The sequence below is a fragment of the Kitasatospora sp. NPDC098652 genome (assembly GCF_044760155.1).
Lineage (GTDB): Bacteria > Actinomycetota > Actinomycetes > Streptomycetales > Streptomycetaceae > Kitasatospora.
Window position 1 is genome coordinate 152,617 of sequence record NZ_JBIWAQ010000018.1, and the last position, 24,633, is coordinate 177,249.

Annotated in this window: 27 protein-coding genes; 15 read left to right on the plus strand and 12 right to left on the minus strand. The window is 75.1% G+C overall.

Annotated features, from left to right (window positions below; all coding sequences use genetic code 11):
* The first annotated feature begins 191 nt into the window (after window positions 1-191).
* The 4 genes from ACIQWA_RS31035 (at window position 192) to ACIQWA_RS31050 (ending at window position 3,639) form a co-directional block, all read left to right on the plus strand.
* Window positions 192-1,076: a BPL-N domain-containing protein gene (locus ACIQWA_RS31035; protein ID WP_402487883.1), complete on the plus strand. Its 885-nt coding sequence runs from the start codon at window positions 192-194 to the stop codon at window positions 1,074-1,076.
* Between the two features lie 284 nt (window positions 1,077-1,360).
* Entirely contained in the window at window positions 1,361-2,623 is a 1,263-nt protein-coding gene (locus ACIQWA_RS31040; RefSeq protein ID WP_402487881.1) for an FAD-dependent monooxygenase, read from the plus strand.
* Between the two features lie 51 nt (window positions 2,624-2,674).
* Window positions 2,675-3,445, plus strand: a complete 771-nt coding sequence (locus tag ACIQWA_RS31045) for a MerR family transcriptional regulator (RefSeq protein ID WP_402487880.1) — start codon at window positions 2,675-2,677, stop codon at window positions 3,443-3,445.
* Window positions 3,442-3,639 (plus strand): hypothetical protein, encoded by a 198-nt coding sequence (locus tag ACIQWA_RS31050; protein WP_402487878.1) that lies wholly within the window; start codon window positions 3,442-3,444, stop codon window positions 3,637-3,639. Before ACIQWA_RS31045 ends, ACIQWA_RS31050 begins: the two co-directional genes overlap by 4 nt.
* 19 nt (window positions 3,640-3,658) lie before the next feature.
* Here ACIQWA_RS31050 and ACIQWA_RS31055 read toward each other — a convergent pair whose 3' ends face one another.
* The 3 genes from ACIQWA_RS31055 to ACIQWA_RS31065 all read right to left on the minus strand — a co-directional run bounded on the left by ACIQWA_RS31055 (window position 3,659) and on the right by ACIQWA_RS31065 (window position 5,230).
* Window positions 3,659-4,075: a VOC family protein gene (locus tag ACIQWA_RS31055; RefSeq protein ID WP_350509502.1), complete on the minus strand. Its 417-nt coding sequence runs from the start codon at window positions 4,073-4,075 to the stop codon at window positions 3,659-3,661.
* Between the two features lie 64 nt (window positions 4,076-4,139).
* Window positions 4,140-4,490, minus strand: coding sequence for a helix-turn-helix transcriptional regulator (locus ACIQWA_RS31060; protein ID WP_360232389.1), 351 nt, complete (start codon window positions 4,488-4,490; stop codon window positions 4,140-4,142).
* A 194-nt stretch (window positions 4,491-4,684) separates the two neighbouring features.
* Window positions 4,685-5,230: a hypothetical protein gene (locus ACIQWA_RS31065; RefSeq protein WP_402487876.1), complete on the minus strand. Its 546-nt coding sequence runs from the start codon at window positions 5,228-5,230 to the stop codon at window positions 4,685-4,687.
* Between the two features lie 116 nt (window positions 5,231-5,346).
* Here ACIQWA_RS31065 and ACIQWA_RS31070 point away from each other — a divergent pair, with 116 nt between their 5' ends.
* Both ACIQWA_RS31070 and ACIQWA_RS31075 read left to right on the plus strand, forming a co-directional pair.
* Window positions 5,347-5,991 carry a carbonic anhydrase gene (locus ACIQWA_RS31070; protein ID WP_402487874.1) on the plus strand — a complete coding sequence of 215 codons (645 nt, stop codon included), beginning with the start codon at window positions 5,347-5,349 and terminating at the stop codon, window positions 5,989-5,991.
* 165 nt (window positions 5,992-6,156) lie between these two features.
* Window positions 6,157-6,792: a flavin reductase family protein gene (locus ACIQWA_RS31075; RefSeq protein WP_402487872.1), complete on the plus strand. Its 636-nt coding sequence runs from the start codon at window positions 6,157-6,159 to the stop codon at window positions 6,790-6,792.
* A gap of 35 nt (window positions 6,793-6,827) precedes the next feature.
* Here ACIQWA_RS31075 and ACIQWA_RS31080 read toward each other — a convergent pair whose 3' ends face one another.
* From ACIQWA_RS31080 to ACIQWA_RS31090, 3 genes are all read right to left on the minus strand, one after another.
* Window positions 6,828-7,136: a hypothetical protein gene (locus tag ACIQWA_RS31080; RefSeq protein WP_402487871.1), complete on the minus strand. Its 309-nt coding sequence runs from the start codon at window positions 7,134-7,136 to the stop codon at window positions 6,828-6,830.
* Window positions 7,133-7,750, minus strand: a complete 618-nt coding sequence (locus ACIQWA_RS31085; protein WP_402487869.1) for a hypothetical protein — start codon at window positions 7,748-7,750, stop codon at window positions 7,133-7,135. The genes ACIQWA_RS31080 and ACIQWA_RS31085 overlap by 4 nt, the downstream gene beginning before the upstream one ends.
* A gap of 319 nt (window positions 7,751-8,069) precedes the next feature.
* Window positions 8,070-8,642 carry a TetR/AcrR family transcriptional regulator gene (locus ACIQWA_RS31090; protein WP_402487867.1) on the minus strand — a complete coding sequence of 191 codons (573 nt, stop codon included), beginning with the start codon at window positions 8,640-8,642 and terminating at the stop codon, window positions 8,070-8,072.
* A gap of 163 nt (window positions 8,643-8,805) precedes the next feature.
* Between ACIQWA_RS31090 and ACIQWA_RS31095 the strand changes: the two genes are divergently transcribed.
* Window positions 8,806-9,543, plus strand: coding sequence for an SDR family oxidoreductase (locus ACIQWA_RS31095; RefSeq protein WP_360232235.1), 738 nt, complete (start codon window positions 8,806-8,808; stop codon window positions 9,541-9,543).
* Between the two features lie 223 nt (window positions 9,544-9,766).
* On the opposite strand, the gene ACIQWA_RS31100 is transcribed toward ACIQWA_RS31095, so the two are convergent.
* Window positions 9,767-13,774 (minus strand): Pls/PosA family non-ribosomal peptide synthetase, encoded by a 4,008-nt coding sequence (locus ACIQWA_RS31100; RefSeq protein ID WP_402487865.1) that lies wholly within the window; start codon window positions 13,772-13,774, stop codon window positions 9,767-9,769.
* Between the two features lie 433 nt (window positions 13,775-14,207).
* On the opposite strand from ACIQWA_RS31100, the gene ACIQWA_RS31105 reads away from it, so the two are divergent.
* On the plus strand, window positions 14,208-14,870 hold the full coding sequence (locus ACIQWA_RS31105) for a histone deacetylase (protein ID WP_402487863.1): 663 nt from the start codon (window positions 14,208-14,210) through the stop codon (window positions 14,868-14,870).
* A 94-nt stretch (window positions 14,871-14,964) separates the two neighbouring features.
* On the opposite strand, the gene ACIQWA_RS31110 is transcribed toward ACIQWA_RS31105, so the two are convergent.
* Together ACIQWA_RS31110 and ACIQWA_RS31115 are read right to left on the minus strand one after the other, a co-directional pair.
* Window positions 14,965-15,507, minus strand: coding sequence for a GNAT family N-acetyltransferase (locus ACIQWA_RS31110; protein WP_402487861.1), 543 nt, complete (start codon window positions 15,505-15,507; stop codon window positions 14,965-14,967).
* A gap of 50 nt (window positions 15,508-15,557) precedes the next feature.
* Window positions 15,558-15,923: a DoxX family protein gene (locus tag ACIQWA_RS31115; RefSeq protein ID WP_402487859.1), complete on the minus strand. Its 366-nt coding sequence runs from the start codon at window positions 15,921-15,923 to the stop codon at window positions 15,558-15,560.
* Window positions 15,924-16,056: 133 nt separating this feature from the next.
* On the opposite strand from ACIQWA_RS31115, the gene sigJ reads away from it, so the two are divergent.
* From sigJ to ACIQWA_RS31135, 4 genes are all read left to right on the plus strand, one after another.
* Entirely contained in the window at window positions 16,057-17,040 is a 984-nt protein-coding gene (gene sigJ / locus ACIQWA_RS31120; RefSeq protein ID WP_402487856.1) for an RNA polymerase sigma factor SigJ, read from the plus strand.
* A 345-nt stretch (window positions 17,041-17,385) separates the two neighbouring features.
* Window positions 17,386-17,874, plus strand: coding sequence for a MarR family winged helix-turn-helix transcriptional regulator (locus tag ACIQWA_RS31125; RefSeq protein WP_402487855.1), 489 nt, complete (start codon window positions 17,386-17,388; stop codon window positions 17,872-17,874).
* Window positions 17,871-18,362 (plus strand): MarR family transcriptional regulator, encoded by a 492-nt coding sequence (locus tag ACIQWA_RS31130; protein ID WP_402487853.1) that lies wholly within the window; start codon window positions 17,871-17,873, stop codon window positions 18,360-18,362. Before ACIQWA_RS31125 ends, ACIQWA_RS31130 begins: the two co-directional genes overlap by 4 nt.
* Window positions 18,363-18,424: 62 nt before the next feature.
* Window positions 18,425-19,048, plus strand: a complete 624-nt coding sequence (locus ACIQWA_RS31135) for a helix-turn-helix domain-containing protein (RefSeq protein ID WP_402487851.1) — start codon at window positions 18,425-18,427, stop codon at window positions 19,046-19,048.
* A 64-nt stretch (window positions 19,049-19,112) separates the two neighbouring features.
* On the opposite strand, the gene ACIQWA_RS31140 is transcribed toward ACIQWA_RS31135, so the two are convergent.
* Window positions 19,113-19,394, minus strand: coding sequence for a hypothetical protein (locus ACIQWA_RS31140; protein ID WP_402487849.1), 282 nt, complete (start codon window positions 19,392-19,394; stop codon window positions 19,113-19,115).
* 377 nt (window positions 19,395-19,771) lie between these two features.
* Between ACIQWA_RS31140 and ACIQWA_RS31145 the strand changes: the two genes are divergently transcribed.
* The 3 genes from ACIQWA_RS31145 to ACIQWA_RS31155 all read left to right on the plus strand — a co-directional run bounded on the left by ACIQWA_RS31145 (window position 19,772) and on the right by ACIQWA_RS31155 (window position 22,281).
* On the plus strand, window positions 19,772-20,998 hold the full coding sequence (locus ACIQWA_RS31145) for an alpha/beta hydrolase family protein (protein WP_402487847.1): 1,227 nt from the start codon (window positions 19,772-19,774) through the stop codon (window positions 20,996-20,998).
* A 117-nt stretch (window positions 20,999-21,115) separates the two neighbouring features.
* Window positions 21,116-21,730 carry an amidase domain-containing protein gene (locus ACIQWA_RS31150; RefSeq protein WP_402487845.1) on the plus strand — a complete coding sequence of 205 codons (615 nt, stop codon included), beginning with the start codon at window positions 21,116-21,118 and terminating at the stop codon, window positions 21,728-21,730.
* A complete protein-coding gene (locus ACIQWA_RS31155) occupies window positions 21,730-22,281 on the plus strand; it encodes a hypothetical protein (protein ID WP_402487844.1) in 552 nt (183 codons plus the stop codon). The genes ACIQWA_RS31150 and ACIQWA_RS31155 overlap by 1 nt, the downstream gene beginning before the upstream one ends.
* Window positions 22,282-22,969: 688 nt before the next feature.
* On the opposite strand, the gene ACIQWA_RS31160 is transcribed toward ACIQWA_RS31155, so the two are convergent.
* Both ACIQWA_RS31160 and ACIQWA_RS31165 read right to left on the minus strand, forming a co-directional pair.
* A complete protein-coding gene (locus tag ACIQWA_RS31160) occupies window positions 22,970-23,383 on the minus strand; it encodes a GNAT family N-acetyltransferase (protein WP_402488004.1) in 414 nt (137 codons plus the stop codon).
* On the minus strand, window positions 23,370-24,464 hold the full coding sequence (locus ACIQWA_RS31165) for an LD-carboxypeptidase (RefSeq protein WP_402487842.1): 1,095 nt from the start codon (window positions 24,462-24,464) through the stop codon (window positions 23,370-23,372). The genes ACIQWA_RS31160 and ACIQWA_RS31165 overlap by 14 nt, the downstream gene beginning before the upstream one ends.
* Window positions 24,465-24,633 lie beyond the last annotated feature (169 nt).

The following is a 24,633-nucleotide window of genomic DNA, read 5'->3' on the forward strand; positions in this document are numbered from 1 at the left end:
CGTGATTCCCGCGCCTTCCCGGCTCCCGGGGCCGTCAACCGCGCGCCTCCTGCGGATCCCCCCGGGGCCGGTCAACCCCCAGCCCCCCGTTCACCCGGTCAGGGGGGCTGGTGTGCGGGCCGGGGGGCGTGGGCCGTAGCGTCGTGGCGGCGGACGGTGACGGCCCGGGGAGGGCGGCAGGAGTGCAGGTCATGAGGGCTGGACGGGGCGGGCGGGCCGGAGCGGCCGGACGGGCGGGACGGGGCGCGGTGGCGGTGGCGCTGGCGGCGGTGGTGCTGGCGGCGTCGGCGTGCGGGGCTCCGCCCTCCGGGGCCGGACCGGACAGCGCCGACCTGGCCGGACGGGCGCCGCGCGCGGACGCGACCGGCGGGGTGGCGCCGGATCCGGACGGCCGTCCGGTGGCGCTGGTCTACCGGGGCCCGGCGGCCTGCGAGGGTTGCCCGGAGGCGGCGCACGACCTGCTGGAGCACGACGGCTACGCGGTGCGCTACATCGGGCCCGAGGAGGAGGTCCGCTTCGGCCCGGACGCGCTGTCCGGCGCGGCGCTGTACGTGCAGCCGGGCGGCACCAACGGGCAGGAGGTGTCCACCGCCTGGCGCCTGTTGCAGCGTGACCCGGGCTTCTCCCCGGAGCTGGTGCGCGCCTACGTGCGCGGCGGCGGGCACTACCTGGGGCTGTGCATGGGCGGCTACCTGGCCGGCCACGACCCCGGCTACGGCCTCCTGCCGGGCGACTCCGGGCAGTACATCGGCTCCCGGGGCGCCACCGTCACCGACGAGCAGGACCACCTGGTCGACGTCTCCTGGCGCGGGCAGCCGCGGCGGATGTACTTCCAGGACGGCCCGTACTTCGACGTGGAGGGCCCGGACGCGCGGGTGCTGGCCCGCTACACCAACGACCGGGCCGCGGCCGTGGTCGCCCCGTACGGCTCGGGCCGGGTGGCGGTCACCGGCCCGCACCCGGAGGCCCCGGCCGACTGGTACCGCGACTACGGCCTGCCGGACGAGTCGCCGACCGGCCTGGCCCTGGGCGAGGACCTGGTGCACACCCTGGTGGGCACGGAGCCGAAGTCCTGAACACGGAGCCGAAGTCCTGAACCGGGCCCCGGCCCCCACCCACCCCTGACGCACCCCCGAGCCGACCCCGACCCCGTCGGCCCGCCCCCGCGCGCACTAGTGCACCGGCCGGCACCCCCGGGGCCACCGCAGCAGCCGGGCAACCACCCCGCACCGGCCCCGGGCCAACCCTCGACCGACCCCGAGCCGACCCCGAAGCGCCCCTAGTGCACTAGTGCAGCAGCCCCAAATCACCACAGAACACGGCTTGTTGAGCGCCATGCGTACGCCGTACGGTTGCAGGCATGGAGAACACCGACATCCTCGTCTCCGGCGCCGGCATCGCCGGCCCCGCCCTCGCCCACTGGCTGCGCCGCCACGGCTTCCACTCCACCGTCGTCGAGCGGGCCCCCGCCCCGCGCCCCGGCGGGCAGGCCGTCGACCTGCGCGGCGCCGGACGCACCGTCATCGAGCGGATGGGCCTGATGGAGCGCGCCCGCGCGCTGTGCGTGGAGCAGCGCGGCATCGCCCTGGTCGACACCCGCGGCCGGCACACCGCCCGGATGCCCGTGGAGCTGTTCGGGGGCGAGGGCATCGTCTCCGAGCTGGAGATCCTGCGCGGCGACCTCGCCGAGCTGCTCCGGCAGGCCACCGACGGCGTCGAGTACCTGTACGGCGACACGGTCACCGCCCTGGCCGAGGACGCGGACGGCGTCACCGTCGACTTCGAGAACTCCCCCACCCGCCGCTTCCACCTGGTCGTCGGCGCCGACGGGCTGCACTCGGCGGTGCGCCGCCTGGCCTTCGGCGCGGAGCCGGAGCACTACCGCCCGCTCGGCGGGCACCACTGCTGGTTCACCGTCCACGACCCGGCGCTGGCCCGCGAGTTGGACCGCTGGTTCCTGATGTACAACGCCCCCGGCGGGCTGGTCGCCACCGCCCGGCCGGGCCGGCTGCCCGGGGAGGTCAAGGCCTCCCTGGCCTTCCGCTGCGGCCCGCTCGCCCTCGAGCGCGGCGACGCCGCCGCCCGGCGCCGCCTGGTCGCCGACCGCTTCGCCGGCGCCGGCTGGCGGGTGGAGCGCCTGGTCGCCGGGCTGGCCGCCGCCGACGACTTCGCCTTCGACTCCTTCGGCCAGATCCACCTGGAGCGCTACAGCCGCGGGCGCGTCGCGCTGCTCGGCGACGCCGGCTACAGCCCCAGCCCGCTCACCGGCCTGGGCACCAGCCTCGCCCTGGTCGGCGCCTACCTGCTGGCCGGTGAACTCGCCGCCGCGGCCGGTGACTTCACCGCCGCCTACACCCGCTACGAGGAGCTGATGCGCCCCTACGTGACCCGCGCCCAGGAGCTGCCGCCCGGCGGCGTCGGCGGCTACGCCCCCGACAGCGCCCTGATGATCCGCCTGCGCGCCGCCTCGATGCGCTGGATGGGCCGCTGGCCGCTGCGCGCCGTCCTGGCCGCCCAGTTCGCCAAGGCCGGCGACATCGCCCTGCCCGACTACCCACTGCCCGCCTACCCACTGCCCGACAACCCGCCGGCCGCCCACCCGCTGCCCGCCCGCACCACCTGAGGCGCGCCCCGGGCTTGCACCTCACGCGACGTCAGGAGGGATGCTCGTGCCATGCCCTCCGATGAACAGACCTGGAAGGTCGGCCCGCTCGCCGAGGCGAGCGGACTGACCGTACGCACCCTCCACCACTGGGACCACCTCGGCCTGCTCTCCCCCTCCCGGCGCACCGCCTCCGGCCACCGCGCCTACACCGAGCGGGACGTCGTGCGGCTCTACCAGATCCTCGCGCTGCGCCGCCTGGGCCTGGGCCTGGAGACCATCGCCACCTGCCTGGACGCCGGTGTGGACGCGCGGCGCCTGGTGCGCGAGCACCTGGCCGCCACCGAGGCCTCGCTGGCCGCGCTGCAGGAGCTGCGCGAGCGCCTGGACCACCTGGACGGCGAACTCGCCGCCGAACGCGAGCCCGGCACCGAGGACCTGCTGCGCCTGGTGCGGGCCACCGGCGCCACCCGGCCCGCCGCCGACGAGGCCCTGCGCCGCCACCTCGACGAGGACCAGCTGCACGCCCTCGCCGACCACGCCGCCGCCCTGGGCCCGGCCGCCCACTACCTGCTGGAGGTCGAGTGGCCCCAGCTCTACCGCCGGGCCGAGGCGCTGCGCGCCGCCGGCACCGATGCGGCCGACCCCCGGGTGCGGCGCATCGCCGCCCGCCTCGACGAGCTCTCCCGCCTGTTCAGCGGCGGCGACACCACGCTGTCCGCCGCCGTGCGCACCGCCTGGCGCAAGGACCCGGCCGCCCTGTCCGGCGACCCGGCCGCCCCGGCCGACGCCTGGGCCGACCTGCGCACCTTCCTGGACCGGGCCCGCGGGAGCGCCTCGTGATCCCCCGTCGGGCGCGGCTGCGCATCGCCCTGTCCAGCACCCTGCCCGTCCTGGCGGCGACTGTCCTGGTGCTGTTGCCGCTGTCCGTGGCGGGTCTGCTGCCCTGGTCGGTGCCGCCGGCCGTGCTGCTGGCCCAGGCGGTGCAGGCCTGGCTGGTCCTGCACCGCCTGGGCCGCCCCACGGGCGGGTCCTGAGCGCCGCTCGGGCCGACGGCTACGCGGCGCGCGGCTGGTTGAAGCGCAGCATGTTGCCGGCCGGGTCGCGGAAGGCGCAGTCGCGCACGCCGTAGGGCTGGTCCATCGGTTCCTGGAGGACCTCGGCGCCGGCGGCGCGGATGCGCTCGAAGGTGGCGTCGCAGTCGTCGGTGCGGAAGATGACGCCGCGCAGCAGCCCCTTGGCGAGGAGTTCGGCGGCGGCCCGGCGGTCGTCCTCGGAGGCGTGCGGGTCCGCCAGCGGCGGTTCCAGGACGATCTCCACCCCGGGCTGCTCGGGCGAGCCGACGGTGACCCAGCGCATGCCCTCGAAGCCGACGTCGTTGCGCACTTCGAAGCCGAGGACGTCGCGGTAGAAGGCGAGCGCCTTGTCGTGGTCGTCGACGGCGATGAAGCACTGTGCGAGTTCGATGCTCATGGGCCTCAAGTTACGGGAGCGGGGCCGCCCTTCGCCTCACATGCGGCGCCTCAGGTGCGGCGCCTCAGGTGCGGCGCACCGGGCGGGTGCGGATCTTGGCGATGCAGGCGGGGATCGGCTCGCCGTCGGCGTGGTCGCGGGCGCGGTAGGCGCTGGGGCTCTCGCCGACCAGTTCGGTGAAGCGGCTGCTGAACGAGCCCAGCGAGGTGCAGCCCACCGCCATGCACACGTCGGTGACGCTGAGGTCGCCGCGGCGCAGCAGCGCCTTGGCCCGTTCGATGCGGCGGGTCATGAGGTAGCTGTACGGGGTCTCGCCGTAGGCGGTGCGGAAGCTGCGGGAGAAGTGGCCGGGCGACATCAGCGCGGTGCCGGCCAGGGCGGGCACGTCCAGCGGCTGGTCGTACTCGCGGTCCATCCGGTCGCGGGCCCGGCGCAGCCGGACGAGGTCTTCGAGGGGTACGCGGGTGGGCACACCAGCCACCGTACCGGGCCGCTCGGACACTCTCCCCCGCCCGGCGGCGGCCCGCTCGCGCCCGCGGGCCGGGCGGTGGCGCTGGGCGGGGCCATGGAGCGTGGTGCCCGCCGCTGGAGCGGCGGGCACCGGCCCCCTCAGGGCGTGCGCGGGCCGCGGGCGAGCAGCGGGGCGGTGCCGTCGTGCGGCAGGACGACGAGGTAGCGCCAGGGGCCGTCCTCGGCCAGGGCCAGCGAGAGGGTGTGCGCGCCGAAGGCCGCAGCGGCGGGGGCGGCGCCCTCGGTCAGTTCGTCCAGGCCCGCGTGCGACACCAGGAAGTCCGCGGGGCCGTTGAGCCACCTGGGGACGGGCGCGCCGCGGCGCAGCGCGGCGAGCAGGTCCGTGCGCAGCGGCCCCTCGGCGGCGTCCAGGACCCGTTCGTGCAGGCGTTCCTGGACGCCGGGGCGGGACGGGGCGGTGGCGGCGAGGTGCTGGCAGCGCGGGCAGAAGCGGGCGCCGATGCGGATGCCGAACGGGTGGCGGTAGCGGGTGATGGTCCGTGGCTGCTCCTGGCACAGCGTCCGGTCGTCGCCGACCGCGGCGTGCTCCGGCTCGTCCGGTTCGCCCTGGACGGTGCAGGCCCCGAAGTGGGCGGGCTGCCGGGCGCCGGCGAAGGACCAGCCGGTGTGCGTGTCGGTGTTCATGCGCGGGACCCTCCCACGGCGGCCGGGGCGCGGGCATCCGCTTTTCGTGGCACCCGGCCCCGGCCCCCCGGCCCCCCCGGCTGCGACTGCCGGCAGCGGCGATCTAGGGTGGCGCCATGATCTCCTCTCCGATATCCGGCCCCGTATCCGACCCGATATCCGACCCTGCCGAGGCGCTGCGGGTGCTGTTGGAGGGCAATGCCCGTTTCGTCGGGGGCAGCCCCGAGCACCCCAACCAGGACGCCGGGCGGCGGGCCGCGCTGGCGCCGGCGCAGAAGCCCTTCGCGGTGCTGTTCGGCTGTTCGGACTCCCGGCTGGCCGCCGAGATCATCTTCGACCGGGGCCTGGGTGACCTGTTCGTGGTGCGCACCGCCGGTCATGTGACCGGTGCGGAGGCGCTGGGCAGCATCGAGTACGGGGTGGCGGTGCTGGAGTGCCCGCTGGTGGTGGTGCTCGGGCACGACTCCTGCGGCGCGGTGGCGGCGGCGCTGGACTCCCTGGAGCAGGGCAGGCTGCCCGGCGGGTTCGTGCGGGACGTGGTGGAGCGGGTGACGCCGAGCGTGCTGTCGGCGAGGGCGGCGGGCATCGAGGACCCGGACGCGATCGTGGACGAGCACATCCGCCAGACGGTGGACCTGCTGCTGGAGCGCTCGCAGCTGCTGGCCGCCAAGGTCGCCGAGGGGCGGGCCGCGGTGGTGGGCCTGTCGTACCGGCTGACCGACGGCCAGGCCCGTACGGTCGCCGTCCGCGGCCTGGGCTGACCGTCCGCGTCCTGGGCTGACCTCCGGCGCGCAGGCGCGGCGGGTACGGAACGCCGTGTCCGATCCCCGCCAGCGCCGGGGCGCGGGCGGGGGCAGAGTCGGTGGCCGGTCGCGGACCGTCCGGTCCGGGCCACCGACTCACCCGAGGCGAGGACGGCTCTTCCCGTGCACAAGGTCACCGATCTCAAGGTCCTGTACTTCGGCACCCCCGTGGTGCTGATCGGCTCGCGCAACGAGGACGGGAGCGCCAACCTGGCGCCGATGTCCTCGGCCTGGTGGCTGGGCCAGTCCTGCGTGCTGGGCCTGGGCAACAGCTCCCAGACGTCGATCAACCTGCGGCGCGAGGGCGAGTGCGTGCTCAACCTGCCCTCGGCGGCGCAGGTCGACGCCGTCGACGCGCTGGCGCTGCTGACCGCCAACCCGCGGATCTCCGAGTACCGGCTCGCGCAGGGCTACCGGCACGAGCGGAACAAGTTCGCCGCCGCGGGGCTGACCGAGCTGCCCGGCGAGCTGGTGGGGGCGCCGCGGGCCGCCGAGTGCCCGGTGCAGCTGGAGTGCCGGCTGGAGGAGGCCAGGGCGCTGGCGGGCAACCCGGGGTGCACCGCCTTCGAGGTGTCGGTGGTGCGCGCGCACGTGGACGAGCGGCTGATCGTGCCGGGCAGCGACCACTACGTGGACCCGGTCGGCTGGGACCCGCTGATCATGAAGTTCTGCGAGTTCTTCGGCGAGGGCCGGCGCCTGACGCCCTCGCGGCTGGCGGAGGGCTGGCGGATGCCGGGCAGGCTGCCGGCCGCGGTGTGACGGCGGCCCGACGGCGGCGGTTCAGCGGGCGCGGTTCAGCGGTGGGTGAAGAAGCGGCCGATCGCGCCCGCGAACCCGCGGAAGCGGAGCATGAGCAGCAGCACGACGGGCACCAGCGCCTGTGTGCCTGCGGTCACCGGCAGGCCCGCGCACGCGAACAGGACGGCGCCCGCCACCGGGAGCAGGAACGCGGCCAGGACCAGCGCCCAGGCCGCGTTCTCCCAAGGACGGGGGCGGCGGCCCCCGCTCTTCAGCAGCACGGCGAAGAAGAGCAGGACGGTCGCGCCCCATTCCACCGGTGCGAGCACCAGGCCGAGCAGCGCGTCCAGGGCCCAGCGGGTCACGCGGTCCTCGCCCCGCAGGAGTCGCACACCCGGGTCGCGGGCAGTTCCAGGAAGCAGTTCGGGCAGATCGCCGGCGGGCGCGGGGCGGTGGCGGTAACCGCGGCGGCGGTCTTCGCGGTGGCGGTCTTCCTGCGGGTCACCGTGGTGGTCAGGCGCGGGGCCAGGGCGGGGATGCCGCCGTCGGCGGGCAGGTCGGCGCCGAAGTGCCGGTAGCAGGCGAGGCGGGCGGCGGCGGCGTGCTGTTCGCGGTCCATCTCGTCCAGGATGGGCGGCTGCCCGGCGACCTCCAGGACGTCCTGGTAGGCGGCCCCGACCATGCCGTCGGCGGCGTGCACGACCAGGGAGGTCAGCGGCGGGTCGCCGCGCCGGTGGGCCTCGCGCACCACCAGGGCCAGCACCTTGCCGATCCAGTGCCGCTGGTTGACGCTGGTGCGCACCCCGGAGGCCTGCTGGACGGCCTCGGCCAGCTCGGCGTAGGTGATCACCGCGTGGTAGCGGCCTGCCACGTCCACCAGGGCCGGGTAGGCCGCCCTGGTCCACACGATGTGCGCCTGGCTGACGGCGACGGGCGTGCCGTCCGCCTCCCGCCAGTAGCCGCGCTGCTGCTGCGTCATCCCGTCCGCCCCTCGTCCCCTCGCGCCTGTCGGCCCCCGCCGGGAGCGAGGCTACCCCGCTGCGGTGTCCGGTTTCCTGCCGGGGGCGCGGCCGGGGCGCTTGACTTCAAGTGCTGTTGAAGTCGTCCAATGGGTGCCGACCGCAGCCGTACGGGCTTTCGCGGTCGATGCCCCGCCCGTACGGGAACGGACCGGGGCCGGGGCCGCCTTCCTTCGATCGTGCCGTTGGCGGCCCCGGCCCTCGTCACCGCCCGGCCCTCGTCACCGTTCCGGTCCTCGTCACCGTTCCGGTCCTCGTGCGGCGTCGTGCCCCGCGGGTTCAGCGCCGCGGCCGGAGGCCGTCCAGGGTGAGGTCGAGCAGGCGCTCGGCCTGCTGCCGGTGCTCGGCGCCCGCCGAGGTGAGGGCGATGCCCTCCAGGGCGGCGGCGAGGTCGGTGGGCCGGATGTCGGTGCGGATCACGCCGGCGGCCGCGCAGGCGTCCATGAGCGTGGCGACGGCGTTCCGGATCATCTCCCGGCTGCCGCCGTAGGGGTTGGCCCCGGTGGCGGCGATGGCGCGCAGGGCGTCGATCATGCCGTACTTGGCGGTGACGTAGTCCAGGAACAGGCGGGTCCAGGCGCGCAGGGCCCGCTCGGGCGGGTGCCGCGCGAGCAGGGCGGGGGCGGCCTCGCACAGCTGGACCACCTCGTTGCGGTAGACCGCCTCGATCAGGGCCTCCCGGGTGGGGAAGTTGCGGTACAGGGTGGCGCTGCCCACGCCCGCCTCCTTGGCGATGCGTTCCAGGTGGGCGTCCGGTCCTTGTTCCCCGAACACGCGCGCGGCGGCGGTGAGGATCTTCTCCCGGTTGCGCCGCGCGTCGGCCCGCAGCGGCCGGGGTGCTCCGTCGGTCATCGGTGCTCGCCGTCCTCGTTCCTCGGTGGTCTTCGTCCGTCGGCGGTCTTCCCGCTTGATAAACGGAGGCGGCCCCACTTAGCCTGAGGGAAGCGGGGGCGCCTCCGTTTTCACTGTAGGGCAGTGCGCCCACCGCGTACGCACCGGGGAGAGGGAGAGGCTCATGACGGGCATCCAGGGCAAGGTCATCGCGATCACGGGCGCCAGCAGCGGCATCGGGGAGGCGACCGCGCACCACCTCGCCGAGCGGGGCGCCCGCCTCGTGCTCGGGGCCCGGCGCCGGGAGCGGCTGGAGGCCGTCGTGGCGGCCGTCACCGCCCGGGGCGCGGCCGCCACCGGCGTCGTCGTCGACGTCACGCGCCGCGAGGACCTGCGGCGCCTGACCGACACGGCCCTGGACCGGTACGGCCGGCTCGACGTGCTGGTCTCCAACGCGGGCACGATGGCCGTCTCGCCGTTCGACGAGCTGCGCCAGGACGACTGGGACGCCATGGTCGCCACCCACGTCACCGGCCTGCTCAACGGCATCGGGGCGGCCCTGCCGGTCTTCCGCCGCCAGGGCGGCGGCCAGTTCGTCAACGTCGGCTCCACCGCGGCCCACGTCGTCAGGCCTCCGCAGGGGGTCTACGCGGCCACCAAGGCGGCGGTGAAGGTGCTCACCGAGGGCCTGCGCCAGGAGGCGGGGCCCGACCTGCGCGTCACCCTCGTCTCCCCCGGCTTCACCCACACCGAGGGCGTCGGCAAGGGGGCCGGCCCCGAGGTCGCGGCCGCGCTGGTGCGCCGGCGCGACGAGATCGCCATGCCGCCCTCCGCCGTGGCCTCGGCCATCGGCTACGCCGTCGCGCAGCCGGACGGCGTCGACGTCAGCGAGATCGTCGTACGCCCCACCGCCCAGGACTGAGCCCCGCCCAGGACCGAGCCCCGCGCACCCGGGCCCGCACCGGCACCGGCACGGGCCCGGGCACGGACACCGGCACCGGCACGGGCGCACCGGACCGACAGGCGCCGCCTTCGCCATGGCCGTGGACACGGCGTTCCTCTCCCGGGTCCGGGCGCAGCGCAGGCGGTGCGGCCGCGGGGGGATCCGTGGCCGCACCGCCGGTGCGCGGGCTGGTCCGTGCGGGCTACCGCGCGGCGGCCCGGCGGCGGCCGCGGGCGGCGCGGCGCCCGGCCGGCGGGGTGGCGTCGGCGTTCCAGGCGGCGACCGGGTTGCCCAGCCAGCGGGTGGCGGCGGGGACGTTCTCGCCGCGCATCACCAGGGAGGCCGGGCCGACCGTGGTGTCGTCGCCGAGGGAGGAGTTGAGCAGCACGATCGAGTGCGGCCCGGTGGTGGAGCCGGCGCCCAGGTGGACGGGGCCCAGCCGCATCACCCGGTCGTGGAACAGGTGGGTCTGCAGCACGGTGCCGCGGTTGACGCTGGCGCCCGCCCCGACGGTGACCAGGTCGCTCTCGGGCAGCCAGTGGGTCTCGCACCACGCCCCGCGTCCGATCCTCGCGCCGAGGCTGCGCAGCCACAGGTTGAGGTAGGGGGTGCCGGTCATGGCGGCGCCGCCGAAGGGCATGGCGAGTTCCTCGACGAAGGTGTCGTAGAGCTCGTTGCGCCATACGAAGGAGGACCACAGCGGGTGCTCGGACACCCGGAAGCGTCCGACCAGCAGCCACTTGGCGAGGGTGGTGACCGCGCACGCGGCCGCGGCGGCGGCCACCAGTACCAGGCCGGCCGCGGCGGCGGCGGTGCCCAGGCCGTAGTCGTCGCGCAGCGCCTGGAGGGCGGCGAAGACCAGGTCGGCCAGGATCGCGGCGACGACGACCGGCAGCAGGCGGCAGACCTCGACGCCGGCCCGGGCCCACATCAGGCGCCTGGGCGGGTTGTAGGTGCGGTCCTCGCCGCCGGCGGCGGCCACCCGGGGCAGGGCGAAGGCGGGCCGGCCCAGCCAGGAGGAGCCCTCGGGGGCGTGGGCGGGGGTGTCGGAGAGCACGCCGACCAGGGAGTTGTCGGGCAGTGAGCGGCCGGGGCCGACGATGCCGGAGTTGCCGACGAAGGAGCGGCGTCCGACGTGGGAGCGGCCCAGGTGCAGCCAGCCCCCGCGCAGCTCGTAGGGGGCGACGAGGGTGTCGTCGGCGAGGAAGGCGCCGTCGTCGACCCGCATCAGGGCGGGCAGGGCGAGCACGGTGGAGGCCTCCACCCGGCGGCCGATCTTCGCGCCGAGCAGGCGCAGCCACACCGGGGTGAGGAGGCCGGCGTAGAAGGGGAACAGGGTGCGCCGGGCGCCGTCGCCGAGGTGGGAGACCGCCCAGGCGCAGAACGCGACGCCGCCGGTGGCCGGGTGGAAGCCCGGGCGCAGCGGGAGGGAGAGCAGGCGGATCAGGAGGGCTATCAGCGCGGCGTGGCACAGGAGGGTCAGGACGGCCAGTGGCACGGTCAGCGGCAGCAGCTGGAGCAGGGCGGCGGGCAGGGTGCGGTCGTGGTCGACCAGCGGGTAGAGGATGGACAGCGCGGGCAGGGCGGCCAGGACGGGCAGGAGGCCGAAGACGGCGAAGGCGGCGCCGTAGGCGGGCTTCCAGGCGCGCGAGCGCTTGGCGGGGTGGGCCGGCCAGGGGGTGGGGGCCTCGGTGCAGGGGCGGGCCGGGGAGCCGTGCCAGTGCTCGCCGGGCGGGACGGCGGCGGTGACGCAGGAGCCGGGGGCGATCTGGGCGCCGGCGCCGATGCGGGCGCCGGGCATCACGGTGGCGCGGTGGCCGACGGCGGCGCCCTCGCCGATGTCGAGGTGGCCGAGCTGGAGGGTGTCGCCGTCGAGCCACCAGCCGGCGATGTCGACCTCGGGTTCGAGGCTGGCGCCGTTGCCGATCCGGGCCAGGCCGGTGACCGGGGGCGCGGTGTGCAGGTGGACGTCGCGGCCGACGCGGCAGCCGAGCATCCGGGCGTAGCGCACGGCCCAGGGGGTGCCGGCGAGGTTGCCGGTGCCGAACATGGCGGTGTAGCGCTCGGCGGCCCACAGTCGCAGGTGGACGTGGCCGCCGCGGGGGTGGCTGCCGGGGCGGATGCCGGCGGTGATCAGGCGGGCGCCGGCGGCGGCGAGCAGGGTGCGGCCGGGGGCGGTGAAGAAGAGGAGCGCGCCGGCGGCCACGGGCCACCAGGAGCTGTGCGGGGCCCAGGGGAGGCCGGGGCCCATGAGGTTGTCGGCGGCGATCAGGACGATGATCCAGCGCAGGCCGGAGAGGCCGAACATGGCGAGCAGCATCAGGGTCTGCCAGAGGGCGGCGCTGCGCGGGGTGGGGCGCACCGGTGTGCGGGGCGTGGTGGTGGTCGCGGCGGCTTCCGGCCCGGCCGCGGCCGCCTGGGCCCGCGGGGCCGGGGCGAGGGAGTCGAGGTAGCCGGCGAGGTCGCCGAGTACCGGGTGGGCGTAGAGGTCGGCGACGGAGACGCCGCTGTGGCGGGTGCGCAGTTCGGAGACCAGGCGGGCGGCGGTGAGGCTGGAGCCGCCGAGGGCGAAGAAGTCGTCGCCGCCGGCGGGGGCCGTGCCGAGCAGGCGCTCCCACTGGGCGGCGAGCCAGCCGGCGGTGCCGTCCAGGGGCTGGGCGGGGCCGCCGCCGCCGGTGGTGGTGCCGGTGGTGGGCAGGGGCCAGGGCAGGGCGTTCCGGTCGACCTTGCCGGAGGTCTTGGTGGGCAGGGAGTCGACCAGGGCCAGGACGGGCACCAGGGGGGCGGGCAGGCGTTCGAGCAGGTGCTGGCGGGCGGTGGCCAGGTCGGGGGTGGTGCCGGGTCGGGCGACCAGGTAGCCGACCAGCAGGTCGGCGCCGGCGGGGGTCTTGCGGACGGCGGCGGCGGCCGCGCGGATGCCGGGCAGGGCCTGGAGGGCGGCGTCGATCTCGCCGAGTTCGATGCGGCGGCCGCCGAGTTTGATCTGGTCGTCGGCGCGGCCGAGGAAGACCAGGCCCTCGGGGTCGTTGCGGACCAGGTCGCCGCTGCGGTAGACGCGGGGGGAGGCGATGGCGGGGTGGGGGCTGTACTTCTCGGCGTCCTTGGCGGGGTCGAGGTAGCGGGCGGTGCCGATGCCGCTGATCAGGAGTTCGCCGCTCTCGTACCAGGGCACGGGGTGGCCGTTGGGGTCGACGACGGCGATCTCCCAGCCGTCCAGGGGTGCGCCGATGCGTACCGGCTGGCCGGGGAGCAGGCGGGCGGCGGTGGCGACGACGGTGGTCTCGGTGGGGCCGTAGGTGTTCCAGAACTCGCGGCCGGGCACGGCCAGGCGCTCCACCAGTTCGGCCGGGCAGGCCTCGCCGCCGACGATGATCAGGCGGACCTGGTCCAGGCACTCCTGGGGCCACAGGGCGAGCAGGGTGGGGACGGTGGAGATCGCGGTGATGCGGCGCTGGAGGAGCCAGGGGCCGAGGTCGGTGCCGGCCTTGACCAGGGAGCGGGGGGCGGGCACGAGGCAGGCGCCGTGGCGCCAGGCCAGCCACATCTCCTCGCAGGAGGCGTCGAAGGCCACCGACAGGCCCGCGAGGACGCGGTCGCCGGGGCCCAGCGGCTGGTGGCGCAGGAAGATCCGGGCCTCGGCGTCGACGAAGGCGGCGGCGCTGCGGTGGGTGACGGCGACGCCCTTGGGGCGGCCGGTGGTGCCGGAGGTGAAGATGATCCAGGCGTCGTCGGCGGGGGTGGGCCAGGCGGGGCGGCCCGAGGGCCGGGCGGTGGGGCCGGCGAACAGGCGGCGTTGGGCGCCGACGACGGCGCAGACCCGGGCGTCCTGCCAGATCATCTCGGCGCGCTCGTCGGGGTCGTCGGCGTCCACCGGGACGTAGGCGGCGCCGCAGCGCAGCACGGCGAGGATGGCGACGTACAGGTCGGCGGTGCCGGAGGGGATGCGCACGCCCACCCGGTCGCCGGTGCCGATGCCGTGGCCGGCCAGGACGCCGGCGAGGGCGTCGACCTCCTGCATCAGGGTGCTGTAGTCGAGGACGGTGTCGCCGGTGTCCAGGGCGGGCGCGTGCGGGTGCGCGTCGGCCGTGGCGGCGATGACGTCCAGGAGGCTTCGGGGGTGGGCGGGCTGGGCCACCGGCCAGCCCGCCGCCTGCCCGGGGTGGGGGCGGTGCAGCGTGGCTGGGCCGGCCGTGTCGTGCCGTGCGTCCATGGGGTGGTTTTCCTCGGCTCCGTATTCCTGGGAGGGCGCGCATCGCCTGCTACGTGCGGTGACGTCCGGGTCACCCGGTGGGAGGCGCCCACTCACCATGACTCCGCTGGGAGTCGGCTGGATGCAGCGCAGGCGCGGTCAAAGGGAATTCTCATCATCGATGCCGTTTCCTCAGGCACCGATACGAATCGAATGTCATTTCGAGGTTTTTCGAGCGTTTTCGATGGTGAAGGCTAGTCGGCGGACACCGGAGGGGCGTGACGACGGAGGGAAGAGTGATGAACACCATGGCGACCGGAACGGTACAGGTAGTGAGGGGTCGACTACCGAATCGGGGGGTTTCGGTCGGATTCTCGACCTGTGCACGTCATTCTCGTGTGGGTGCGGGCGGCTGCCGCCGTCCCTTTCCGTGCGGATGTCTCCTGTGAATTCGGTGTGCGCCGCAACCGGCGGCCGCGGCGGCGGTGGCCGGGGCGGCGGCCGGGACCGGCTCCTGTGGTACGCGGCGTACGGGTCCAACCTGCACGCCGCCCGCTTCTCCTGCTACCTCTGCGGCGGCCGTCCGGACGGCGCGGCCCGCACCTGCCCGGGCTGCCGCGACCGGCGCCCGCCGCGCGCCAGCGCCGCCCTGACCCTGCCCGGCACGGTGTACTTCGCCGGGCACTCGGCCACCTGGGGCGGCGCCACCGCCTTCTACGACCCCGCCGCGCCCGGACGGGTGCCCTGCCGCGCCTACCTCGTCACGGCCGGCCAGTTCGGCGACGTCGCCGCCCAGGAGATACACCGCCGCCCCGGCACCGACCTCGACCTCACCCGGGTCCTGGCCACCGGACGCGACCGGCTCGGCCCCGGCCGCTACGAGACCCTCCTGCACGTGGGAGCACTTCGGGGGCGCCCGGTGCTCACCCTCACCTCCCCCACCGGCCTGGCCGGCGCCACCTGCGCCGCCCCCTCCCCCGCCTACCTGCGCACCCTGGCCGCCGGCCTCGCCGAATCCCACACCTGGGGCCCCTGGCGCACCGCCGGCTACCTCGCCACCCGCCCCGGCGCCGCCGGCCACTGGCCGGTGCCGGCGGTCGCGGCGCTGCTGGACTGAACAAGCGGCACCGCCCCGCCGGGCCGGCCAGGGGCGGCCAGGGGTGCAACAGGCCTGCGCTGAAAGGGCGTTGACGCCTCAGGCACCGACGGGGTCAGGCGCCGGGCGTCGGGGGGCGGATGCCGAGCCACTGCTCGGCATCCCAGGCCCGGTAGCGCTCCAGCTCGGTGAAGCCCAGCCTGGCCGCGAGCCGCATCGAGGCGGTGTTGGCGCTCTGGGTGGCCAGCACCACCGGCTCGCCGGGCAGCACGCCGGCGAGCCAGGCCAGGGCCGCCGTGCACGCCTCGGCGGCGTAGCCGGCCCCCCAGGCCCGGGGCAGGAACAGGTAGCCGAGGTCGAGAGCGCCGGCGGCGGCCGGGCGGTGGTGGCCGCTCGCCCTCCGGAGCAGGACCAGGCCGACCATCGCCCCGTCGAGTTCGGCGACGAAGGTCCCGGGCCGGTCCTCGGGCGCCCCGGGCAGCTCGCGCTCGACCTCCTCGCGCGGCCGGGCCCCGCCGAGGTAGGTGTGCACCTCGGGCGAGGAGAGCAGGTCGACGAACGCCGCGCGGTCGCCCTCCCGGCTCCCGCGCAGCACGAGGCGCTCGGTGCGGATCGGCACGGGCGGCCAGACCGCCGCCCCCAGGTCCAGGTCTTCCATCCGCGCACCCTACAAGGGCCCGCCGCAGGCCAGTTGAGGCAGGCCTGCCGTCACAGCCGGCCCCAGGCCACGAAGGCCGCCAGCAGCAGGTAGAGCGCGTCCACCGCCACCAGCGGGTACTCCCGGCGCCGCAGGCGCACCGCCGCCGCGCCGGCCATCATCAGCACCAGGCCGAGCGCGGCCAGCGGCACCAGCACCGGCGCGACGTGCAGCAGCGCGGGCAGCACCAGGCCCAAGGCGGCCAGGACCTCGAGGGCGCCGATCGCCCGCACCCCCGCCGCGCTGAAATCCTCGACCCAGCGGCCGCTGCGCCCGGCGGCGGCGATCCGCTCCTTGGGCACCAGCACCTTGAAGGCGCCGCCGAGCAGGTAGGCGGCGGCCAGCAGGGCGGTGACGGTCCACAGGGCAGGGTTCATGGTGTTCGTTCTCCTCGGTACGTTGTCCGCTGCTGCCCTCTGGGACAGGGCGGCCGGGCGGCCTGTGACAGCCGCCCGCGGTGACGCGCGCCACCCCGGGGCCGGGGCGGCGCCGGGACGGGACGGAGTGGCCATGGCAGCAGCGGCGGGCGCGACGGAGGCGGCGGGGTACCGGCCGCTGCTGTTCTCCATCGCCTACGGCATGACGGGTTCGGTGGGCGACGCCGAGGACCTCGTCCAGGACACCTTCCTCAACCTGACCCGCGCCCAGCGGGCGGGCACCACCGTCACCAACCTCAAGGCGTACCTGACCACGTCGGTCACCCGCCTGGGCATCAACCACCTCGGCTCGGCGCGGGTGCGGCGCGAGTCCTACGTCGGCGAGTGGCTGCCCGAGCCGGTCGTCGCCTTCGCCGAGCGCCCCGGCGACGCCCCGGCCGAGCACGCCGAACTGGCCGACTCGCTGTCGATGGCCCTGCTGCTGATGCTGGAGGCCCTCTCCCCCGTGGAGCGGGCGGTGTTCCTGCTGCGCGAGGCCTTCGGCTACGGCTACCCGGAGGTCGCGGAGCTGACCGGCAAGTCGGAGGCGAACTGCCGTCAGATCCTGGCCCGGGCCCGCAAGCGCCTGGCCGCGGGCGACGCCCAGGCCCCGGCACCCACGGCCCGCCGGGCGGAGGGCGACGAACTGGCGCGCCGCTTCTTCGCGGTGGCCGCCGGCGGGGACCTGACCCAACTCCTCGACCTGCTCGCCCCCGACGTGGTCTTCCACGGCGACGGCGGCGGCAAGGCGCAGTCGGTCGGCAGGTCGGTCGCCGGCCAGGAGCGCGTCGCCCAGCTGCTCGCCTTCGGCTTCGGCCGCAGCCGCGAACTCGGCATCACCCTGCACCCGGCACTGGTCAACGGCCGCCCGGGCGCCGTCTCCTACGACCCGCAGGGGCGCGTGACCTCCGTCCTGGAACTGCACATCGTCGACGGCGCGATCCGGGCGCTGCACTCCGTGTCCAACCCCGACAAGCTCGGCCACCTCGGCGAGGTCTCCGACCTCGGCCTGCGGCGGGTGCGGGAACGCCAGGGCGCGTCCGACAACGCCCCAGGCCTACGAATCCCGTTCGGGTGAACCACCGCGCCCCGGCGTAGGGGTGGGGCCGGGCGGGGGTAACCCCGTCACCGGGAGTCGCGAAGGCCCGTACCGGTGCGGGCCTTCGCGGCTGCCTCCCCGGCCCCCGCCGTGAGCGCCCGGCGACGACGCACGCGCCCCCGCCTCGGCCGCACCCTCCCACGGGTGCAGGCCGCAGGGCGGCCCCGCCCGGTCACGGCGCACCGCCGCATTCCCGATCGCGTGCCGCCGACCGCGCCGGGCGCAACGGAAGGGGCCGCAGCCCCCTGCCCTGCCCGGCCCCCGGCCCGGCCCGGCCCGCGAAAACAGTAGCCATGGACATAGTAGCCATGTACAGTATCCGTCATGAGCGAAGCAGCCGAGAGCGCCACCGCCGGATTCCTGGTCTGGCGCCTGTCCATGAAATGGCGGGCCGCCATCGACCGGGCCCTGGCGCCGCTGGGCCTGACCCACGCCCAGTACGCGCTGCTGGGCTCGCTGTACGGCCTGGCGCGCACCGGGCAGCGCCCCAGCCAGCGCCAACTCGCCGACCACACCGGCCTGGAGGCCCTCTACGTCTCCAAGCTCGCCCGCGCCCTGGAGGCCGCCGCACTGGTCGAGCGCACCCGGGACCCGAAGGACCCGCGCGCGATGCGGCTCTCGCTCACCGACCAGGGCCGCGAGGTCACCGGGTGCGCGATCACCGTCGTCCAGGGCCTGCTGGAGCAGCTGCTGGAACCGCTGGGCGGCCAACACAGCCCGCGCACCCGGGAGTTCACCCGCGAGCTGACGGCCCTGCTCGACGTACCGCTGGACCCGCACACCGACGACAACGAGGAGCAGCCCCAGCCATGACCACCACCACCGCAACCACCACCGCAACCACCACCGCCACCGCCCCCGTGGCCGCCCCCGCGCTCAACCCCCGCTCCATCGCCCTGGCCCACTACGCCGCCCGCGCCCTCCTGGAGGGCGTCCTGGCCCGCCACGGCGCCACCTTCGAGCAGAGCGTGACGCTGCGCGCCGTCACCGCCGCGGGCGGGTCGGTCGGGGCCGGCGAACTCGTCGCCGAGGTCACCGGCGCGCTCAAGGCCCCGGAGGCGGCGGTGCGCGCCGTCGTCGGCGAGCTGACGGCGGCCGCCCTGCTGGCCGAGCGTCCGGACGGGAGCCTCGAACTCACCACGGCCGGGCGCGAGTTGTACGAGCGCGCCGGCGCCGAGACGGCCGGGATCTCGGCCCGCCTGTACGCGGGCATCCCGGACGCGGACCTGGCCGCCGCCGGACGGGCGCTGGCCCTGATCACCGAGCGCGCGAACGCCGAACTGGCCCGCCAGGCCGGGTGAGCAGCGGCCACGCACCCCCGGCCGCCGGAGACTGATCCGTCCACCGGTGGGAGAGTGTGGCCGTGGAGACTACCGACCGACCGCTGACGGCGAACGTGATCGCGGCCCTGACGTACTGGCCCGGCGTCATCTGGGGTGGCCAGAAGCATCCCCCGGACCCGGTGGACGTGACCGTCCTACCGCCGTTCTTCAACGGGCTGCTGCGGGACCTTCCGTGGTGGAACCGCGACTGGAGGGTCGACCGCGTCGAGCCGGGAACTCCCGTGGAGACCGGGGACCACCGCTGCGATCCCGCCGTGAGGTTCGCCGAGGTGTCGGTCCCGGGGACGGTCGTCTCCGGCGACGGCGAGAGCCTGCCGTTCGTCGCGAAGGTCGGGTTCACGGGCGACCGGCTGGTCCGCTTCCAGGCCAAGGTCGGTGACGTGGTGATCGGCCCGGCCCTCTCCCCTGCCGGGCGGCCGGAGCCGCATCCGTTCGGGCGGGTGCTCACCGGGTTGATGGAACTGCGCGGGATCCCGGTCAGGGACGTGGCCAGGGGCGCCGGACTGTCGATGTCCACCGTCCGGATGCTCCGCCGCGGGCACAACCCGGACCTGCCGCTGGTCCGCCTGATCGCCGAGGCCCTGGACATGTCCGAGGCGGACCTCCGGGTCATCGCCGGGCTCGACGACGGCGGTTCCCGGTAGCCGACGGTAAGGCGGTTCGAGGGACGGGCGGCCGGGGCCACGGATCCGCAACTACGCAACCCGGTCACTCGACGAAGTAGCTGGCCCCGGAGGCCGTGGCGGACTCCCCCGGCCCCACCTCCAGCGTCACCGGGCCCCGGCAGTCCGCGGCGGAGTGCACCAGGACCGTCGAGCTCGTGAGGTTCTCCACGGCGACCGGCGAGGTGGCCGGGTAGCAGCCGCGCTGCGGGTTCTCGTGGGGCACGCCGTTCACCACCAGGAGCCCGATGGCGGCCTGGGCGGGGACGGCGAGGGCGAGCGTCCCGGCGGAGGCCAGCAGGACGAGGGCGAAGAACCGGCGACGCATGGAGCGATCCTCTCGTTTCGGGCCCGGCGCCGTCGGGCGGCGCCGGTGCGCAGGATCCTCCCGGCGCCGGGGCGGATACGGCAATCGCCCGAACCGGCGACGCAACAGGGCCGGTTGAGCGCCCCCGTTGATCCCTCGGAAGTCCACGCGGCCTCGAGCGGGCTGCCGTCGTACGTCCTGCGGTAGGGCCCGGCGTCGTGTTCGTCGCAGGCCGGGACACAGGTGGCTGCTTGACGATGCCGGCGCAGGGAACGTCGCGCCGCACGACCTGGTCCCGGGGTATGACTCCGGTACCCCACGGGGGCTACGAACGACGCCGGAAGGTTTGCCTCCACGGGTTGATTCGACGCGCGGCCGCGGACCCTAGGTTCGAGCCCATGAAACGCAATCGCCGTATCAGCGCCGTCGCGGCGCTGACGCTCGCCGCCCTCGTCACCGGAACCGGCGCCGGGTTCGCCGCCACGACGACCACACCGTCGGCCTCACCGTCGGCCTCACGGTCGGTCACACCGCCGGCCACGCACGCGTTCAACACCGCACCGGCCACGGCCACCGCGCCCACGCCGGCCTTCCACGGCACGCTCCCCGCGCCGACCGGCCCCTACGCCGCCGGCGAGGAGGTCATCCACCTCACCGACACGAGCCGCCTTGACCCGTGGGTGCCGTCGTCGGGCCCGCGCCAACTGACCGTCACGATGGTCTACCCGGCCGTCCCCGGGACCGGGGCCCCGGCCCCGTACATGACCCTCGCCGAGGCAGCCGGAGTCCTCCAGCGCCGGAAGCTGCCGGCGAGCTCCGGCGTCACCCCGCAGACCCTTTCCGGCGTCACCACCCACGCCTTCGACGGCGCCCGGCCGCAGGGCGGCAAGCATCCGCTGGTCGTCCTCTCACCCGCCTACGAGAACCCGCGCATGACGCTCACCTCGCTCGCGACCGACCTGGCCAGTCACGGCTACGTCGTCGCGCTGGTCGGCGACACCTTCGGGGACAGCGGCGAGACGCTGGCGGACGGCCGGACGCCGCCCTGCGCGATCTGCGACGACCCGGCGCTCGACTTCGACGCCGTCGCCGCCAACCGCGCGCGGGACGCGTCCTTCGTGATCGACCGGTTGACGCACGGCAACACCGCGTGGCGCCTGGCACACCTCATCGACAAGCACGAGATCGGCATGGCCGGACACTCCATCGGCGGAGCGGCGGCCGCCGCCACGATGATCGCCGACCCGCGCGTACGGGCCGGAGTGAACATGGACGGCTCCTTCCACCCGGACCCGCTGCCCGGCCAGATCGACCGGCCGTTCCTCATGCTGGGTGCGGCCGCCTCCAACGACTCGGCCGGCGGCGAGTGGGAGCAGCCCTGGGCCGCCCTCGGCGGCTACAAGAAGTGGCTGACGTTCACCGGCGCCGACCACTTCAGTTTCAGCGACCTGGACCTGCTTATGGAGGAGGCCGGGTTCCCGACGCCGCCCCTCTCCCCGGAACGCGGGGTGGCGCTCACGCGTGAGTACGTGACGGCGTTCTTCGACCGGACGCTGCAGGGGATCCACCGTCCGCTGCTGGACGGCCCCTCGCCGGACAATCCGGAAGTGCTCTTCCAGCACTAGGTGTACTGACCACGGAGGTTGGTGACAGGGCTCACGGCGTGGTGATCTTGAAATGAGTGAGGGCCTTCTGGCTCGGTGTGGATTGCGACATCTGCACCTACAGCCAGAAAGGCCCTCATGCCACACCGTAACGCACCGCTGACCGAGACCGGACGCCTGCGCCTGGCCCGCTGCGTGGTGGAGGACGGCTGGCCGCTGCCCGAACCCGCCACGGTGCCGACCGGCGTGACCACCGCGACCTTCGCGGGTGTCAACGGCAGCGGCACGGCCGACTGGGCGCGGCGCAACATCAACGTCCACCGCGAGTACGGTCAGGACTGCACGAACTTCGTCTCCAAGGCGCTGTACTACGGTGGCGGAATGCAATTCCGCCAGGGCAACCGAACCAGGGACTACGCCTGGTGGGACAAGGGCTACCTCTTCTTCAAGCCCTTCAAGAGCTACACCTGGTCCGCCGCGCAGAACCTCTACACCCACCTGACCGGCTACCGGCAGACCCAGGCCATCATGGGCGCGCACTCCGCGAAGCCCGGCGACCTCGTGTTCTTCAAGTGGGTCGGCGAGTCCCGGATCGACCACGCCGCCGTCGTGGTCAGCTACGGCCGCAAGATGGAGCTGCGCCAGCACGGCCTGGTCGACCAGACCACGCTGTACGACGCGCTGGCCCGCCAGCGCCGCGCCGGCAAGCCGGTCGAGCGGTTCTGGATCGTCCGTCCGCTGGGTACGTCCTGATGGCCGGCCGCTGGAAGACGTCGACCATCGTCGCCGTCGGCGCCGTGGCCGTCGCCGTCTCGGCGGTGGGGATCGCCACCTGGCAGCTCTCCGCGGGAAGCGACTCGCTCCGCTACGCCGACGACTACGCGCAGCACGAACCGCTGCGCGTGACCGGCTACCCGTCCGCCGGCAGCCTGCGGCTGACGCAGGAGGTCGTGTGGCGGCTCGCCGACGGGTCGCGGGGCAAGCTGGCGGCCATGGCCACCTCCGACGGGTCGGCCGCCGAGGCGAACACCACGGCGGCCAACTGGGTGACCACCTTTCACGAGGGGGCGACGGGACCGGTGACCGCGGAGTTCCACGGCGAGGCATCGGAGCGGCAGACCGTGGTGCTGTACTTCGAGCGCACCCGGCAGGTCAAACAGATCAACCTGCGCCTGGACGGGAACGCCGGAGAGGACGGCTGGAAGGTCTCGATGCGGGAGACCGACCCTCAGGAGGCCGCCGCCCCGCCCACCTGGGCACCGGCAACCCCCGGCGGAACCCTTCCCCCGCCCACCAGACCATGACGCCGCTCGCACGGTGAACGGCGGTCGGGGGGGGGGGGCCCCCGGGGGGGGGGCCCCCCCCCCCCGCGGGGGGCGGGGGGGGGGGGGGGCGCCCGGCGCGCCCCCCCCCCCGCGGCGGGGGGGGCCCCCCCCCCCCCCCCCCCCCCCCCCCCCCCCCCCCCCCCCCCCCCCCCCGGCCCGGCGGGGGGGGGGGGGGCCCGCGCCCGGGGCGGCCCCCCCCCCCCCGACCGCCGTTTCGGCGGCACTGGCTCCGGTACCGCGGGACGCTCAGCGATCGCGTCGAGCGGTGCCCACGCGTTCGACTCCTCCCTGTCGGGCAGTGCAGAGATCACGCCGACCGGTGCCCGAATGTGACACGAGATTGTCGGGGACTTCGCCGCACTCAAGGCCGAGGCCGACCGCGAGCACGCGGGCTAGTGCCGCGTCAGGCAGTGTTTGCCCCGTTGTTCATGACGATCACTCGCCACCTGCTGAAAGGTGTGATCTTTAGAAGTTCTTCTGTGCCGGCCCGGCTTGTGCGGGATGATGCGGGCCAGGCGCGGCAGTCGGCAGGTATGGACGAGTCAGCAGAGCCGCGCCGCGGACCTTGTGCGGCTCAGGTCCGGATCCCGTCCACGCCGCGGGCCGCGGGCCGCGAACTGCCCACGATCCGCGGCGCTGCACGAGTAGCCGCGCGCCGGCAGCCCCCTCAGAGCCGCATGAGCCCGGCGGCGGTCGGCCGGAATCCGCACTGACCGTAGAAGGACTCCAGGTGCGGCTCGTAGTCGACGTGCAGCCACTCGGCACCGCTCGCCTTCGCCTCGTCGGCGGCCGCCCTCACCAGCCGCACCCCGAGCCCCTGCCGGCGTTCATCCGGGTGCACGGTCGTGTCCAGGATGAAGGCGTGCGCGCCGCCGTCGCCGACGACGTTCACGAATCCGACCAGCCGGTCACCTCGACGCGCCGCGATCCAGGTCAGACTGCGGGACAGCACCGGTGCGAAGGAGGTCGGCCGGTGGGCCGGCCACGACGCGCCGAACAACTCGTTGAGTTCGGCATCCGTCAGGTCAGGACACACGACCAACACCTCGTCGCCGGCCTGCGACGCATCACTGATCACCATGCACAGCAGCCTGCCATGCGCGCCCACGGCTGTGATCACCCCCTCCACGAACCTCCGGGGAGCAGCACTGGTCGAGCGCCGCGCGGGGGCCCACCGCCGGTTCGAGCAGCGACAGGGTGCGCTGCTGCGCGTCGAGGCCGGCGCGGATGCCCACCGGCAGCGGCAGGTTCGGGCCGGCGTGCCCGACGTCGACGTTGCCCAGGACCGGGATGTCACGATCGCCGAGGACGTCGAGGACGATCTCGCGCAGGGTCGGGGAGGTGCCGGGCTCCAGTCCGCCGATCTCGCGTGGAACGCCCACGACCATGCCGGAGATCCGGTCGAGGATGCCGCTGTGCCGCATCACCTGCAGGTAGCTCCACACGTACGATGCCAGGCCGCCCATCTCCTCCCAGAACAGCACCGCGCCGTCGAAGCGTTCGAGCGGCAGCGCGAAGGGCGTCGCCTGCGCCAGCACGATGCGGTTGATCACCCCGCCGATCAGCGGCCCCTCGGCACGACCGGGACGCCAGCACTCCCAGGACGGGCTCGCGGGCAGCGCGCCGATCGCCCCGGTACCGGTCAGCAGCCTGGTGTAGAGCTCCTCGAGTTCTGCTTGGCGTGCCGCTGGCGCGTACGGCCAGTGCCCGCCGAAGCCGGGGACGGCCATGTCGGCGTGGAAGCCGACCAGGCCCGTGCGCGCATGGAGCACCAGGTGCAGCAGCGAGATGTCGCTGTAGCCGAGGATCGGCTTGGGGTCGGCCCTGACCGCCTCGACGTCGATCAGGTCGAGGTAGCCGAGCGCCGTCTGGCCGCCGTCACTGGCGACGATCGCGCGTACCTCGGGATCACGCAGAAGAGCGTTGAGCTCCCCGGCGATCTCGGCCGGCGTGGCCGCGCTCCACCAGTGGCGCCGTCCTGCTTCGAGCAGCGGAGCCCGCCGCACGCGGAACCCCATCCGCTCGAACACCTCCACCGTCCGCTCGACGTTGGGCTCGTAAGCGGCCGGCAGCGGGCCGGACAGCGCGGCGATGACGACGAGGTCCCCGGGCGCCAGGGCGCGCGGCCGCAGCAGTGGGGGCGGGGGCGTGGAGGCGGTCATGGCGCCAGTGTCGCCGCTGCCACGGCCCGGGTCACCCGAGTTATTTCCGCCGCCGTGGGGCGTGTCGGGCACGCCCCTAGGGCGTGTCTGACAATTCGCGTCGGATCAGCGCGCGGCGTTGGGGTGCGTGCATCGCAAGGCGGAGGAGGGAGTCCATGCGGAGCATCGG

Bases quoted from the DNA above. Each gene is read 5' to 3' on its own strand.
- ACIQWA_RS31095 (WP_360232235.1), top strand. From the start codon at position 8,806: ATGACGGGCATCCAGGGCAAGGTCATCGCGATCACGGGCGCCAGCAGC.
- ACIQWA_RS31130 (WP_402487853.1), top strand. From the start codon at position 17,871: ATGACCACCACCACCGCAACCACCACCGCAACCACCACCGCCACCGCC.
- ACIQWA_RS31065 (WP_402487876.1), bottom strand. From the start codon at position 5,230: ATGAACACCGACACGCACACCGGCTGGTCCTTCGCCGGCGCCCGGCAG.
- ACIQWA_RS31085 (WP_402487869.1), bottom strand. From the start codon at position 7,750: ATGACGCAGCAGCAGCGCGGCTACTGGCGGGAGGCGGACGGCACGCCC.
- ACIQWA_RS31125 (WP_402487855.1), top strand. From the start codon at position 17,386: ATGAGCGAAGCAGCCGAGAGCGCCACCGCCGGATTCCTGGTCTGGCGC.
- ACIQWA_RS31155 (WP_402487844.1), top strand. From the start codon at position 21,730: ATGGCCGGCCGCTGGAAGACGTCGACCATCGTCGCCGTCGGCGCCGTG.
- ACIQWA_RS31090 (WP_402487867.1), bottom strand. From the start codon at position 8,642: ATGACCGACGGAGCACCCCGGCCGCTGCGGGCCGACGCGCGGCGCAAC.
- ACIQWA_RS31040 (WP_402487881.1), top strand. From the start codon at position 1,361: ATGGAGAACACCGACATCCTCGTCTCCGGCGCCGGCATCGCCGGCCCC.
- ACIQWA_RS31045 (WP_402487880.1), top strand. From the start codon at position 2,675: ATGCCCTCCGATGAACAGACCTGGAAGGTCGGCCCGCTCGCCGAGGCG.
- ACIQWA_RS31035 (WP_402487883.1), top strand. From the start codon at position 192: ATGAGGGCTGGACGGGGCGGGCGGGCCGGAGCGGCCGGACGGGCGGGA.
- ACIQWA_RS31060 (WP_360232389.1), bottom strand. From the start codon at position 4,490: ATGGACCGCGAGTACGACCAGCCGCTGGACGTGCCCGCCCTGGCCGGC.
- ACIQWA_RS31165 (WP_402487842.1), bottom strand. From the start codon at position 24,464: ATGACCGCCTCCACGCCCCCGCCCCCACTGCTGCGGCCGCGCGCCCTG.
- ACIQWA_RS31115 (WP_402487859.1), bottom strand. From the start codon at position 15,923: ATGAACCCTGCCCTGTGGACCGTCACCGCCCTGCTGGCCGCCGCCTAC.
- ACIQWA_RS31110 (WP_402487861.1), bottom strand. From the start codon at position 15,507: ATGGAAGACCTGGACCTGGGGGCGGCGGTCTGGCCGCCCGTGCCGATC.
- ACIQWA_RS31140 (WP_402487849.1), bottom strand. From the start codon at position 19,394: ATGCGTCGCCGGTTCTTCGCCCTCGTCCTGCTGGCCTCCGCCGGGACG.
- ACIQWA_RS31055 (WP_350509502.1), bottom strand. From the start codon at position 4,075: ATGAGCATCGAACTCGCACAGTGCTTCATCGCCGTCGACGACCACGAC.
- ACIQWA_RS31160 (WP_402488004.1), bottom strand. From the start codon at position 23,383: ATGGTGATCAGTGATGCGTCGCAGGCCGGCGACGAGGTGTTGGTCGTG.
- ACIQWA_RS31070 (WP_402487874.1), top strand. From the start codon at position 5,347: ATGATCTCCTCTCCGATATCCGGCCCCGTATCCGACCCGATATCCGAC.
- ACIQWA_RS31150 (WP_402487845.1), top strand. From the start codon at position 21,116: ATGCCACACCGTAACGCACCGCTGACCGAGACCGGACGCCTGCGCCTG.
- sigJ (WP_402487856.1), top strand. From the start codon at position 16,057: ATGGCAGCAGCGGCGGGCGCGACGGAGGCGGCGGGGTACCGGCCGCTG.
- ACIQWA_RS31100 (WP_402487865.1), bottom strand. From the start codon at position 13,774: ATGGACGCACGGCACGACACGGCCGGCCCAGCCACGCTGCACCGCCCC.
- ACIQWA_RS31145 (WP_402487847.1), top strand. From the start codon at position 19,772: ATGAAACGCAATCGCCGTATCAGCGCCGTCGCGGCGCTGACGCTCGCC.